This window comes from uncultured Pontibacter sp., assembly GCF_947499215.1.
Classification (GTDB): Bacteria; Bacteroidota; Bacteroidia; order Cytophagales; family Hymenobacteraceae; genus Pontibacter.
Window position 1 is genome coordinate 1,208,408 of the sequence record NZ_CANMNI010000001.1, and the last position, 13,150, is coordinate 1,221,557.

Annotated in this window: 11 protein-coding genes; 3 read left to right on the forward strand and 8 right to left on the reverse strand. The window is 49.0% G+C overall.

Features of this window, described 5'->3' with window-relative positions; genetic code table 11:
• Positions 1–7: 7 nt before the first annotated feature.
• The 3 genes from Q1A04_RS05300 to Q1A04_RS05310 form a co-directional block, all read right to left on the reverse strand.
• A complete protein-coding gene (locus Q1A04_RS05300; protein ID WP_299702217.1) occupies positions 8–2,059 on the reverse strand; it encodes a multicopper oxidase domain-containing protein in 2,052 nt (683 codons plus the stop codon).
• A gap of 273 nt (positions 2,060–2,332) precedes the next feature.
• On the reverse strand, positions 2,333–2,785 hold the full coding sequence (locus tag Q1A04_RS05305; RefSeq protein WP_299702219.1) for a hypothetical protein: 453 nt from the start codon (positions 2,783–2,785) through the stop codon (positions 2,333–2,335).
• A gap of 51 nt (positions 2,786–2,836) precedes the next feature.
• Positions 2,837–3,361, reverse strand: coding sequence for a GNAT family N-acetyltransferase (locus tag Q1A04_RS05310; protein WP_299702221.1), 525 nt, complete (start codon positions 3,359–3,361; stop codon positions 2,837–2,839).
• A 241-nt stretch (positions 3,362–3,602) separates the two neighbouring features.
• Between Q1A04_RS05310 and Q1A04_RS05315 the strand changes: the two genes are divergently transcribed.
• Positions 3,603–3,878: a glycine zipper domain-containing protein gene (locus Q1A04_RS05315; RefSeq protein WP_299702223.1), complete on the forward strand. Its 276-nt coding sequence runs from the start codon at positions 3,603–3,605 to the stop codon at positions 3,876–3,878.
• Between the two features lie 126 nt (positions 3,879–4,004).
• Here the strand turns inward: Q1A04_RS05315 and Q1A04_RS05320 are convergent, their stop codons facing one another.
• From Q1A04_RS05320 to lpdA, 4 genes are all read right to left on the reverse strand, one after another.
• On the reverse strand, positions 4,005–5,234 hold the full coding sequence (locus Q1A04_RS05320; protein WP_299702225.1) for a DEAD/DEAH box helicase: 1,230 nt from the start codon (positions 5,232–5,234) through the stop codon (positions 4,005–4,007).
• 143 nt (positions 5,235–5,377) lie between these two features.
• Positions 5,378–6,496: an acyl-CoA desaturase gene (locus Q1A04_RS05325; protein ID WP_299702227.1), complete on the reverse strand. Its 1,119-nt coding sequence runs from the start codon at positions 6,494–6,496 to the stop codon at positions 5,378–5,380.
• Positions 6,497–6,716: 220 nt separating this feature from the next.
• Entirely contained in the window at positions 6,717–7,829 is a 1,113-nt protein-coding gene (locus tag Q1A04_RS05330) for an acyl-CoA desaturase (RefSeq protein WP_299702229.1), read from the reverse strand.
• A gap of 370 nt (positions 7,830–8,199) precedes the next feature.
• Positions 8,200–9,594, reverse strand: a complete 1,395-nt coding sequence (gene lpdA, locus Q1A04_RS05335) for a dihydrolipoyl dehydrogenase (RefSeq protein WP_299702231.1) — start codon at positions 9,592–9,594, stop codon at positions 8,200–8,202.
• A gap of 215 nt (positions 9,595–9,809) precedes the next feature.
• Here lpdA and Q1A04_RS05340 point away from each other — a divergent pair, with 215 nt between their 5' ends.
• The gene (locus Q1A04_RS05340) at positions 9,810–10,442 is read left to right on the forward strand and encodes a tetratricopeptide repeat protein (RefSeq protein ID WP_299702234.1); all 633 of its coding nucleotides are present in this window, start codon (positions 9,810–9,812) and stop codon (positions 10,440–10,442) included.
• A 206-nt stretch (positions 10,443–10,648) separates the two neighbouring features.
• Here Q1A04_RS05340 and Q1A04_RS05345 read toward each other — a convergent pair whose 3' ends face one another.
• Positions 10,649–11,980, reverse strand: coding sequence for a peptidoglycan DD-metalloendopeptidase family protein (locus Q1A04_RS05345; protein ID WP_299702237.1), 1,332 nt, complete (start codon positions 11,978–11,980; stop codon positions 10,649–10,651).
• Positions 11,981–12,257: 277 nt separating this feature from the next.
• Here Q1A04_RS05345 and fabG point away from each other — a divergent pair, with 277 nt between their 5' ends.
• Positions 12,258–13,004, forward strand: a complete 747-nt coding sequence (fabG, locus tag Q1A04_RS05350) for a 3-oxoacyl-[acyl-carrier-protein] reductase (RefSeq protein WP_299702240.1) — start codon at positions 12,258–12,260, stop codon at positions 13,002–13,004.
• Positions 13,005–13,150 lie beyond the last annotated feature (146 nt).

Below are 13,150 nucleotides of genomic sequence, written 5' to 3' on the forward strand. Positions count from 1 at the left end.
GTCATCTTTATCGGGCCAGCACCACTTTGCTGCGATACATTTTGTTGTCAACCGCCACTTCAAACAAGTACATACCGGTCTGCATGTCAGCGCCGTTTATTTCGAGTTGGTGTTGTCCTGCAGGCAGGCGTTGCACTGGTACTTCCCGTACCAAGCGGCCGCTAAGATCGTAGAGGCGCACCCCTACCGCAGCCGGTTCATCCACTTTCAATCGTAGGGTTGCTGCACTGGAGAAAGGGTTCGGGTACACGCTGAACACGCCATTCGACTCCTCATCCAGTTCTTGCAAAGCCTGACTGTGACTGGCCAGCATGTGATCAGGCATGTCACCGACATAGAGTGGCCGCATCATTTCATGGTCTTCGTGCGATAGGATGTGGCAGTGCCAGACGTAGCGTCCCTCCCGATCGAAGGTGGCGATCAGGCGCGTTACTTCTCCGGGTGCAATCGGATATGTGTCTTTCTTTCCGTCCTGCCCGGGCTCGGGCATTTCGAGGGATCCTAACAGCTCTATGTTAGTCAAACGACCATCGTCGTCCACATCACCCGTAAACGCCTGAGAGCTCAGCACTTTGAAGAATACCAAGTGCAGGTGAATAGGGTGCGAGTCAGGTGTTAGGTTGTAGATCTCCCATATCTCTGTGCTGTTCAAAGCCGGATTTTCCGTGATCGGGTCCGTAAATTCCAAGGCCCCGTCTTCCACTGTGCCCAGCATCGGCTTCAGCCTTCCGTATTCATCCTCCCCTTCAAACAAGATTAGTTTCCTGACATGGTCGGCAGTTGGAGTTTTGGGCAGCGGTTTGTTTAAAGAGGAAGGGATGTAGGTAAGTGGATAGGCTCTATTTAATGGAACATCCACTTTAAAAGCCATGATCTGCGCTGCACCGTCACTTGGGTTTACAGGGTCACCATCTGGGAAAGGCGTGTTGGCGTCATTGGTAATGATGATCGTCTTCCCTTTTGCACCTGAGAAGTCGATGATTACATCCATGCGCTCGCCGGGGGAAATCAGCAGCTCACTATGCTCCACCGGTGTGGTCAGAAAGCCCTGATCAGAACCGATTTGCCACATTCTCACTCCCTCCGTCAACTTCAGGTTATAAAATCTGGAGTCGGATCCGTTTAACACCCGGAAGCGATATTGTCTTGGCTCCACGTTTAAGACTGGCCACGCCTTACCGTTTACAAGTATGATGTCTCCGAAAAACTCAGGCAAAACTGTTGGATTGGGAACATCATGTACGTCTGACATGGCGTGTGACCCGTTTTCTTCGGGCTCGGAGGGGTAAAACAATTGGCCATCGGTGGTAAACAGTCGGTCCTGAATAGCCAGTCCGATGTCATACTTGGGGTCTGGCAGCCTTTTGCTTTTCCTGAGTCCGTTTTCAAAACCATCTGTGAGCAGGTAAAAGCCAGCGAGGCCTGCGTATACGTTCAGCCGCGTAATACCAAGGGTATGGTCGTGATACCACAGCGTGGCAGCCTCTTGGTCATTGTCATAGTGGTAGGGAATATTCTCGCCTTTGACGAAAAAGGGGCCTTTTTCCTTTGCATAAGGTGTGTACCAAGCTCCCGGCAGCCCATCGCTCTCGGACTCCGAGTGCCCGCCGTGCAGATGGGTAACAATAGGGACACCGGTGCCTTCCGGATCTGCCCAATGGACTGATTTGTCGACTGGCAGTAAATGCGGCAAAGGCATGCCTGTGTCATCCACTAGTCTGTTCAGCCATTTCACTTGAATGGCTTGGTCTTTTTTGGCAACAATGGTCGGACCAGGGTATTGCCCGTTGTAACCCCACACAGTGGTCAGTACAGGGTTACCTGATTCATCCTTCAACCCAAGTCCAAGGTCTTGTTCAAATTGAGAAATAGTCATGGTGATTGACCTGTTGCCAGAGTTGGTGGCATCAATCACGGAAGGGATAGGAAGTTTGTTAACAAACTTGGGAACGGAGGCCGGGTCTAACAACTCCTGCGCGTGGAGCGGTATGCCTGTCAGCAGTAATCCTGTAAGGACACTTAGCCACAGCTGCTTTTTTATAAATAGTAGAGGTCGCATTATTCATAGCATGAAATTTTAGGGAGAATAAAGCACAAGCAAGAACAGCATACTGTTACAGAGAGTAGGAGCGTCTCTAAAATTATACTGTGCTCGGCCCTTAAAAAATGATTAAAATCATAAAATTTAACGACACAACAATATTTATTAGGGATTATACCTAACAAACTGGTCAATAGCCTAAAATTGTTAGCCGATAGCGGCAAACATTAAGGCATGCAGGCACTTATAAAGTGCGAATTGGATTGATCGGCACTGGGATTGCCTAAAAAGCTATTCTTGCGGAGAAGAAATTGGGATGTTTTTCAAAAGCTTATACTCAAATTCCACCGTGTCCCCCTGCACCGGTCTAGCGTGCATTACGGCAATACTGTCGCCTTCGTGTAGGGCATAGTAAAAGTTTCCGCGCCCGGCCCACCAGCCGCCACAGGCTGATAGCGCATGTCGTGGCACCCCAAAGGAGGTATACATTTGCGGAGCGATAACCGAACAGGTATAGACCGTATCGAGCACGTGCTGCATCTCCAGTTGGCTCAGGTATACCACTGCAAGTGGGTCGCCCTCATCGGCGCTTTGGATCTCCTCGCACTGCAGGTCTGCTTTCACCCAATTGCTTGGGTCATACACTGCGTTTCCCTGTTCAAGCCGCTGATACTGCTCTTCTTGTCGCTGGCTGCAGGCGACAAGCGTGAATAGGTATAAAGTTAAGATGAGGCGGAGCTTCATTAGGAGCGGTTTTGTTAAACCCAAAGGTATAAAGAGAATTGCTTCAGCGCATCAGGCAATCTCTCTTTTCATCACGACCATGCCCCGGTAAATTTCCTTCATCATTTCGAAATCCAGCTCTTCCGTACCGCACTTTTTAAAGCCATTTTGCTCATAAAAATCAACAGCGCGGCTACTGTCCATGGCCTTGAGCCAAACAATGCGCTTATCGCATTCCAAGGCATACTGCACCGCAAAGTCCACGGCCCACTTGCCAATGCCGATACCTAAAGCACGGTCTACAAGGTATAGCCGTTCCAGTTCTAGGCACTCCGCATCTGTATAGCCTTCAAGCGCTTTGTCTTTGTTGAGTTTCATAAAACCCACGGGCTCGTCTTTGTAGCTGATTATGAAGAAAGCAGCATTAGGATCTTCCAACTCTTTGCGCAGCGCCTCTTCCGAAAAACATCGTTCGATGTACCAGGCCCCGCCATCGTGCCACAGGTAGGTATAGTGGTCGTTGTAAGACTCCAAAGCAACGTCCCGCAGGGCAGGTGCATCGGCTGCTGTGCAGGGAGTAATGGCGATATCGGTCATAGCTGGTTGGCAACAGGTCGTGTTAGAGAGTACTATATAGAAAAGGTATACTTTTTATAGCATTCTTTTGTGCCATGTAATCTACATTTTCATAAAATATTTTTAACGCTAGCAGTATTTCATGCTCATCACACTGTTGTTAACCCATTTCATAATTGCACTCAATACGCGCATCTCTCTTACAGAATCACAACTATGGATTCCCTAAAAACGTATTCAACTCACACTAAATCAAATAGCTATGAAACAATTAAGAATATTTTCTTTCACCATTTTATCAGTGTTTCTACTAGGTGGTTGCGCTGGCACAGACGGATGGAGCAGTAAAAAGAAAGGTGCCGTGATAGGCGGCGCGGCAGGTGCTGCTACGGGTGCGGCTGTAGGTGGTACCTCGGGCGCTGTAATTGGTGGCGCGGCTGGTACTGTAGCCGGTGGCGCCGTTGGCCGCAAGAAAGACAAAAAGAAAAGGGAACGACAACGCGAACGGGAAAATCAGCAGAATCAGAACGAACGCTAGGATATACTTTCCTATAGAAAACAGAACAGGCTGTTGGGAAAACAATAGCCTGTTTTGTTTTTAGTGGTTTATCAAATTAGGTTGAAAGGACAGTTATATAAGCAGGAACGATAAATCATTCTGCAATTACCTCTTTCCTCGTCTTCCTTTGCCTCCCCTGCCTGAGCCTTTATGCTTGTCGCTTTTGGATGACGATGAAGTCGCCGCTTCCATGAAATCCTGTGCCGTGAGCGGGAACGGGTGCTGGTCTACCACAGGCATGGCTTTACCTGTGAGGTTCTGGATGGCTATAAGCAGCGGTGTTTCACTGGCGCCACAAAACGTAATGGCGATGCCTGCAGCCCCTGCCCTACCCGTACGGCCAATGCGGTGCACATAGGTCTCAGCCTCAAAAGGGAGTTCATAGTTGATGACATGCGAGAGCTCCTCCACGTCTATTCCCCGGGCGGCCACATCAGTTGCGACAAGTACCCTGGTTTCGCTGTTCTTGAAACTTTCGAGTACCCGCTCCCGGTCACGTTGGGCACGGTCGGCATGGATAGCTTCGGCGGCTATACCTGCGGTGCTGAGTTCCTTAGCCAGTTTGTCAGCTCCCTCCTTGGTGCGCAGAAAAACAAGCGTGCGATCTATACCTGCGTGCTGCAACAGGTGCAGCAACAAAGGCGTTTTGTTTGCTTTTTTTACATAATACAGCTCCTGCCTGATAGTGCCCGCCGTTGAGGAAACTGGACTCACTTCCACATTAACCGGTTCTGTCAATATCTTCTTCGCTAGCTTTGCAACTTCAGGCGCCATAGTCGCCGAGAAGAACAGCGTCTGCCGCTTCTCAGGTATAGCCTGCAGCACCTGCCGGATGTCCTGCAGAAAACCCATGTCGAGCATGCGGTCAGCCTCGTCTAGCACTAGTAGCTGCACCTGCTGCAAGTCTATGAAGCCCTGATTGAGCAGGTCGAGTAAGCGGCCGGGTGTGGCAACCAGCACATCTATACCTGTCTGTAGCGCTTCCGTCTGCACTTTGTAGGGCACGCCGCCATAGACCACCAAATGCTTCAAACCGGTATACCTGCCATAGGCCGCAAAACTATCACTCACCTGACTCGCCAACTCGCGGGTAGGCGTGAGCACCAATGCCCGAATGGCTCGCGGCTCAGGTATAGCCTGCCCGTGCAACAGCTGCAGGATCGGTATAGCGAAGGCTGCCGTTTTGCCTGTTCCTGTTTGGGCCGTAGCCAGCAAGTCGCGCCCCTGCAGCACTTCAGGTATAGCCTGCGTCTGGATGGCTGTGGGCTGAGTATAGCCTTCTTCTTCCAACGCTTGCAGGATGGAGGCAATCAGGTGTAGGTCTTTGAATGTCATGTGGCGCAAAATGTGTTTACAGGTATACGGGCCGTATGTGCTTCTACAAAGGTATAGCCCAACTCCGCAAACCCCATAGATGCCGGAAATAAAAAAGCGACCGAACTTTCGCCCGGTCGCTTCATTTATATTTCACTTACAGCTTATGCCATTACCTCGTTCAGATTCGGCAAACGCAGTCTACCGAATCGGTGCAAGGTGTTCAAATGCGAGTTCACAGCCTGCAAGAAGGTTTTGCTCTCGATATAAGTCAGGTTAAATTCAGATGCAGTTTGCTTAACGATATCCGCAATAGCCGGATAGTGCACGTGGCTGATGCGCGGGAAAAGATGGTGCTCAATCTGGAAGTTCAGTCCACCTACGTACCACGACAACCACTTACTCTTACGGGCGAAGTTGGCTGTAGTGTTTAACTGATGGATAGCCCAATCGTTTTCAATAACACCACTCTCGGAAGGCACAGGATGGGTGGTTCCTTCCACAGTATGCGCCAACTGAAATACCGTAGACAGGATGATACCCGCTACAAAGTGCATCAGCAGGAAGCCTACCAGTACTTCCCAAAAGGGTATACCGAAAATAAGCGTCGGAGCTACCAGAATCGAGAAGAAATAGAGTATTTTAAAGGCTACTATCTTAGAGAAAGCAACAGTATTGGCTGATTTGGAATTGGCATTTACCCCGTTTCTGATGTATTTGAAGAACTGTACAAAATCTTTCAGAATTACCCAGTAGAGTGTAAGCAGGCCGTAGAAAAACAAGGCATACGCCCACTGCAGCCTATGGATAAACTTCACTTCTGTGTGTGGGGAAAAACGCAGCACGACCATGTCGTCGATGTCTTCGTCCATATCCACCACATTGGTATAGGTATGGTGCAGGATGTTGTGCTGCAGTTTCCAGTTAAAGGCGGAAGCCCCCAGCAGGTTCACGGAGTGCGCCATCAGGTAGTTCACCGTCTTGTTCTTAGAGAAAGCACCATGATTAGCATCATGCATCACGCTCATGGCCACGCCGGCTACCCCAATACCCATCACCAACCAAAGTCCGAGGCTTATCGTTACATTCGGAGTAAAGATAAGCAGGGCCGCAAATGGCACCACGTAGAGCAGCATCAGAATAATGCTTTTAATAAGTAAGCGGGAATTACCGTATTTGGGCAGGTTATTCTCTGAAAAATAGGTGTCCACACGTTTGCGGAGCGTCGGGAAAAACAGACTTTTGTCTTTGTTTACGAATTTTACTTTGCCTTTAAGCTTCATTTAATCTACTTGATATTCTAATAATTACGCACACTCTAAATACTGTTTTACGATGCAGCAAGTCATGTGTTTACGCAACCTTAAGTAAAAACAGGTTGTATCTGCCTTTGTTTCTCTAAACAGAAAATTCAGGCGACACAGTAAGCGCGCATATACGCAATTGGGGTGCAAATATAGAGGGGAAACGGGATACTATCAGCTTCCGGGGCCTATTTGATTTTTAACCGATGGCATCATTCAGACTCGGCAGTCTGCCAAAACGGTGCAGTGTGGCGATATGCGATCGCACAGCCTGTCCAAAAGTCTCGTTTTCCATGTAAGGAATACCAAACTCAGTTGCTGTTTCCTTCACAATACCGGAAATGGCCGGGTAGTGTACGTGGCAAACACGCGGGAACAGGTGGTGCTCAATCTGGAAGTTAAGTCCGCCCACATACCACGACAAGATCTTGTTGTGGCGGGAGAAATTAACCGTTGTATTCATCTGGTGTATGGCCCAGTCATTTTCAATAACGCCATGCTCGTCCGGTCTCGGGTGACTAGTACCCTCTACCGTATGTGCCAACTGGAAAACGACTGTCAGCACAATACCCGCCACAAAGTGCATGATGAAAAAGCCGAGCAGCACCTGCAAAAACGGAATTCCGAAGAATAGTGTTGGCACCACCAGTACAACGAAAAAGTACAGCGCTTTCATGGCAATCAGCTTTGCAAGCCACGTCCGGTTCTGGGTCGGTGTGTTGTTATTCACGCCATTCTTTTTGAAGAGCGCATACTGCACGAAATCTTTTGCCACCACCCAATAGAGTGTCAGCAGACCATAAAACACGAAAGCATACACCCATTGTATTTTATGAAAGAACTTCACCTTGCTATGAGGATTAAAACGCAGCACCAGCCTGTCCTGAATGTCTTCGTCCATTTCCACCACGTTTGTATAGGTATGGTGCAGGATGTTGTGCTGTAGTTTCCAGTTAAAAGCGGAGCCACCCACTAAATTTAAGGTGTAACCCATCAAATCATTAACCCGCTTGCTGCTCGAGAAGGCGCCGTGGTTGGCGTCGTGCATCACACTCATCCCTATTCCTGCCACGCCCAAGCCCATCACAAACCACAGCAGCAGACTAAGCGGATAAGCCGGCTGGAAAGCCAGCAGCGCCAAGAATGGCAAAAAGTAAGCAAGCAACAGCACCACACTCTTCACGATCATGGTAGTATTGGCTGTTTTCGGAATGTTGTTCTCAGCAAAATAAGCGTCTACACGCTTTCGGAGGGTTGGGAAGAAAAGGCTTTTGTCTTTGTTTACAAACTTTACTTTGCTCTGCAGCTTCATAGCTTTAAGGTGATGTGTGATAAAATCAAAACTCACGCATAGGGGCAGAAAGGCACAGAGAGTGAATTAATGGTATACTGTGTAAAAGAGAATCCGGCGTATTTAAGTTCAGATGCCCTTGTATCAGACCGTAGTCTCACCCGCTGCCAATTTCAGCTTCCGATTCTTCTAAAAAAACAGCAAGACGATGGAGTCAACGTCCCACTTAAGCTTGCAATATAGTCATTATCAAATAAATTCAGAAAATACTGAGGTTCGGAAATGAAATATATAAAGGACCTGTAATATCTATAAGGCTTGGCTTGCGGAACCATAAAAAAAGCCTGACCAGATGAACTCCGGTCAGGCTTTTTATAGCTATACCTGAAAATTACAGGTGGATTACTTCGTCGTAAGCAGCAGCGGCAGCTTCCATCACCGCTTCGCTCATGGTTGGGTGCGGGTGCACCGACTTGATGATCTCGTGGCCAGTGGTTTCCAGCTTGCGGGCTACCACTACTTCGGCGATCATTTCGGTTACGTTCGCGCCAATCATGTGCGCACCTAGGAACTCACCGTATTTCGCATCGAAAATCACTTTCACGAAACCGTCTTTCGCACCGGCGGCGCTTGCCTTGCCAGAAGCGGAGAACGGGAACTTGCCTACTTTAATGTCCAGACCTTGCTCACGGGCGGCTTTCTCAGTCAAGCCAACCGAAGCGATCTCTGGAGAGCAGTACGTACAGCCCGGGATGTTACCATAGTTCAATGGCTCTGGGTCGTGACCTGTGATGGCTTCTACGCAGATGATACCCTCGGCAGACGCCACGTGCGCCAGCGCAGGGCCCGGCACGATATCGCCAATCGCATAGATACCGTCCACGTTAGTTTTGTAGTACTCGTCTACTACCACGCGGCCTTTCTCCACGTTGATACCCAGTTCCTCTATACCGATGTTCTCCAAGTTGGTCTGTATACCTACTGCCGAAAGAACAACTTCCGCTTCCAGAGTTTCTTCGCCTTTCGCCGTCTTCACTTTCACTTTGCAGATGTCTCCGCTTGTGTCCACAGACTCCACAGACGCGTCGGTCATGATATTGATACCCGCCTTCTTGAAAGACTTGGCCAACTGACGTGATATTTCTTCGTCCTCTACTGGCACAATGTTCGGCAGGTACTCCACCACAGTTACTTTCGTACCCATGGCGTTGTAGAAGTAAGCGAACTCTACGCCAATAGCGCCAGAACCTACCACGACCATGCTCTCCGGCATTTTGTCAAGGGCCATGGCCTGACGGTAGCCGATGATTTTCTTGCCATCGATTGGCAGGTTAGGCAGCTCACGTGAGCGGGCGCCTGTCGCCAAGATGATGTGATCAGCCTCCAAGGTATCTTTCTTGCCGTCAGCATCCGTCACTTCAATTTTGCCTTTGGCCACCACTTTGCCGGTGCCCATGATGGCGTCAATCTTGTTTTTGCGGAACAGGAACTGAATGCCTTTGCTCATACCGTCAGCCACACCGCGGCTACGCTTGATCACGGCGTTGAAGTCTACAGAAGCCTCACCGATTGTAATGCCGTAGTCAGATGCGTGGTTGATATATTCGAACACGTTAGCGCTCTTCAGCAGTGCTTTGGTCGGGATACAGCCCCAGTTCAAGCAAATGCCGCCCAGCGACTCACGCTCGATCACACCTACTTTCATACCCAGCTGCGATGCGCGGATTGCCGCCACATAACCACCCGGGCCACTACCAAGCACTAACAAATCGTATTTTGATGCCATAGTCTCTTATTTTTAAAATGATGAGCAAAATTAAACGATAATCCCAACTTCACAAAACCACTTCTCAAGGTAAACAGCTGGCCCATTGGTTTAGTATTTTACAAAGGAGACACAGCCACTATACAAAGATATGGTAGTAAAAACAGGACAAAATATTCGGTATTGCCCTGAACAGTTGTATTTTGCGCGCCCATAACATGAGTTAACCACACTGCATGAAAAAAATTTTACTTCTATTTATACCTGTACTCCTCTCCCTGCCGGCCTTTTCACAGAAGGCAGCAAAGCAGCCTGTGCAAAAGTCTGCCTTGGAATATTTTCAGTCAGGCAACAAGAAATTCAATGCCGGTAAATATGCCGAGGCCATCAAAGATTACAATGAAGTTTTGAAACAGGAGCCTGAGCATGTGGTCACGGTCACAAACCGTGGTATCGCCAAGGACCGCATTCTCGATTATCGTGGTGCGATCGAGGACTTTAACAAGGCCCTCGAACTGGACCCGAAGCACGTGGAGGCTTGGACCAGCCGTGGCCTTTCCAAGTATAACCTGCAGGACTACCAAGGCGCGCTCAAAGATTTTAACAATGCCGTGGTACTGGAACAAAGGGAAGCCAAGATCTACAACAACCGAGGTCTCGCTCGCTATGCCCTCAAAGACTATCGCAGCGCCCTGATCGACTATGGCCGCGCTATTACCCTGAACCCGAAATACGGAGAGGCCTACTACAACCGGGCAGCCCCCAAGTATAACACCGGCGACAAGGAAGGCGCCTGCGCCGACTGGGTAAAAGCTAGCAAGCTCGGTGTAAAAGAAGCGGATATGTATTTGAAAGAGTATTGTAATTAACCTGCCCCCTCCTAAAAACAGGAGGGGGAGCCCTGTTAAAATTTGCTCCCAACCATACCCTTCTTTTCAAGTTTCTAGATGTTAAGAAAATTTTGTTGTTGGAACGAATTCAGCATAAAAAACTCCCCTCCTGTTTTTAGGAGGGGCTGGGGGAGGTAAAAAAAGGGGCGCTTTGCAGCGCCCCTTTTTTAATCACTATATAAACGTTAAGCCTCTTCTTCGTTTTTACTTGCCGATTGCTCAGATGCAAGCAATTCCTTTGGCTGCAAACCTTCCAGCTCGATCGCCATCATCTTACCTTCCACTTCCGCTTTCAGCTCTTCAAAGGCCTCCATGTATTTCTTATCAATCGGATGGGCGGATGGCAGTTTCACCTTGAGGGCGTCTACCTGCCTGCCGTTCTTCCAGAAGCGGTAGCATAGGTGCGGACCTGTTGCCAGACCGGTGCTGCCTACGTAGCCGATGGTTTGACCCTGTTGCACGCGTCTGCCTTTCTTGATGCCTTTGGCAAACTTGGACATATGCAGGTACTGGGTGGTATAGGTGTTGTTGTGCTTGATCTTTACATAGTAGCCATTGCCTCTGGTATAGGACGCCTCTAAAACAACCCCCTCACCCACGGTGCGGATCGGCGTGCCCCGCGGCGCGGCAAAATCGGTACCGAGGTGTGGCTTGTAGCGTTTCTGCACTGGATGGAAACGGTTCATGGTGAAGCGCGAGCTAATGCGACTGTACTCCAGCGGCTCGCGCAAAAAGGCTTTCTTCAGACTCTTGCCGTCTTGGTCGTAGTAACCACCCTTCTTTCCCTCCTGTTCAAAGGCGATGGCATACAGCGGCTTGCCCTCGTGCTCAAAGTAGGCCGCTTTTATCTTTCCGAAACCGATGACGTTGCCATTTACCATTTTCTCGTCATAGATCAGCTTGAAATGGTCTCCGGGCTGCAGGCGGCTCAGATTCAGGCGCCATGCATAGATGTCGGCAAAATGGTTAACGAGTTGCGGAGAGCCACCGGCCGCCAAAATTGACTCGAACAGCGAATGCTCTATAAAACCGGCAATGGCCCGTTCCACTATCTCGACCTGACGCTTCTCCAAACGCACATCCAACTCCCCGTTCAGGTCATAGATTACATACTCCACCTCGTTGGGCTCATAGATAAAGTAGCGGGCCGTCTGGGCCGAGTCCTGCGCGTGTAGTATGATGTAATTGCGGTTGGCATTGATGCGACGCACATTAAACACCTCTTTAGACTTGCGGGCCAGTTGGTCAATGGTGGTTGGGGAGATATTGAAACTGGCCAGGATCTGGGAGAGGTTCTCGCCTCTTTCAACGGTTCCCTCTACAATTTCTAGTGTATCGGTCGGAATGCCGAAAATGACTGGGGCTGGCTTTTTAACTACTTTGATGGGTGCTGCCGCTGGCTCTTTTTCTGCTTTGGGAATGCTGGAACTTTTAAAGCCGATGGTTTGCGCGGCGGTAATAAATACAAAAAGCGAAACCGCTATCAGGATGGCTAGTCCGATGCTACGTTTGAACATTACTGGGTACCTTTGGTTGGAAGAATGGCACGAAAATATGGTTTAACCTATAGAAATAAAAATATATACAAACACAATATTCAGATTATAAATATGTTACAATCCTGTTTTCAAAACGCCATATAGCACAGACATATCTTTTCACCTATATATCCCATTGCATTATACCCCATCACCTAGAACTTAACCTTCTAATAGCCAAAACCTTAAGGATAATTAAAAATGGAGGATGGGCTTCCTCTTCTGAATAAAAAAATCTTTTATAACTTTGGCCTCTATGAAAGCATTAGAAGGAAAAGTAGCCCTCGTAACAGGGGCATCAAAAGGTATAGGCCGTGCCATCGCTGAGAAGCTGGTGGAAATGGGCGCTCAGGTAGCATTCACCTACCTGTCAAGTGTAGAAAAAGGACAAGCCCTTGAGCAGGAACTGACTGCCAACGGAGGCAAAGCCAAAGGTTTCCGCTCCGACGCCTCCGATATGGCGCAGGCCGAGAAGCTGATCGAAGATGTGGTAGCTGAGTTCGGCAAGATCGATATCTTGGTGAACAATGCCGGCATTACCCGCGACGGCCTGCTAATGCGCATGACCGAAGACCAGTGGGACGCGGTGATCAACACCAACCTGAAATCTGTATTTGCTTTAACGAAAGGCGCCACCAAGCACATGATGCGCGCCAAGAGCGGTTCGATCATCAACATCACCTCGGTTGTAGGTATAAAGGGCAACGCCGGACAGGCCAACTACTCGGCCTCTAAAGCGGGTATTATCGGCTTCACCAAATCTGTGGCGCTGGAGTTGGGTTCGCGCAACATCCGCTGCAACGCGGTGGCTCCGGGCTTTATCGAAACGGAGATGACAGGCGAACTCGACCAGAAAGTGGTAGACGAGTGGCGTAAGGCGATCCCTCTGAGACGCGGTGGCACCCCTGAGGATGTGGCCAACTGTGTCGCTTTCCTGGCATCTGACCAGTCTTCGTACATCTCCGGCCAAGTGCTGCAGGTAGACGGCGGCATGCTGACATAAGTTAATTAAGAATTGAGAATGAAGAATTAGAAATTAGAAAATACACAAACAGTAATTCTTAATTCTTCATCCCCCATTAAACAAGACCAATGCTGTGGCGTTTACGTTAGTAGCATTGGTCTTTTTCTTTTATCTTTAAGTCAGTG

Coding starts and splice junctions, on each gene's coding strand:
- Q1A04_RS05315 (WP_299702223.1), top strand. CDS start 3,603: ATGAAACAATTAAGAATATTTTCTTTCACCATTTTATCAGTGTTTCTA.
- Q1A04_RS05345 (WP_299702237.1), bottom strand. CDS start 11,980: ATGTTCAAACGTAGCATCGGACTAGCCATCCTGATAGCGGTTTCGCTT.
- Q1A04_RS05320 (WP_299702225.1), bottom strand. CDS start 5,234: ATGACATTCAAAGACCTACACCTGATTGCCTCCATCCTGCAAGCGTTG.
- fabG (WP_299702240.1), top strand. CDS start 12,258: ATGAAAGCATTAGAAGGAAAAGTAGCCCTCGTAACAGGGGCATCAAAA.
- Q1A04_RS05340 (WP_299702234.1), top strand. CDS start 9,810: ATGAAAAAAATTTTACTTCTATTTATACCTGTACTCCTCTCCCTGCCG.
- Q1A04_RS05300 (WP_299702217.1), bottom strand. CDS start 2,059: ATGCGACCTCTACTATTTATAAAAAAGCAGCTGTGGCTAAGTGTCCTT.
- Q1A04_RS05305 (WP_299702219.1), bottom strand. CDS start 2,785: ATGAAGCTCCGCCTCATCTTAACTTTATACCTATTCACGCTTGTCGCC.
- Q1A04_RS05310 (WP_299702221.1), bottom strand. CDS start 3,361: ATGACCGATATCGCCATTACTCCCTGCACAGCAGCCGATGCACCTGCC.
- Q1A04_RS05330 (WP_299702229.1), bottom strand. CDS start 7,829: ATGAAGCTGCAGAGCAAAGTAAAGTTTGTAAACAAAGACAAAAGCCTT.
- Q1A04_RS05325 (WP_299702227.1), bottom strand. CDS start 6,496: ATGAAGCTTAAAGGCAAAGTAAAATTCGTAAACAAAGACAAAAGTCTG.
- lpdA (WP_299702231.1), bottom strand. CDS start 9,594: ATGGCATCAAAATACGATTTGTTAGTGCTTGGTAGTGGCCCGGGTGGT.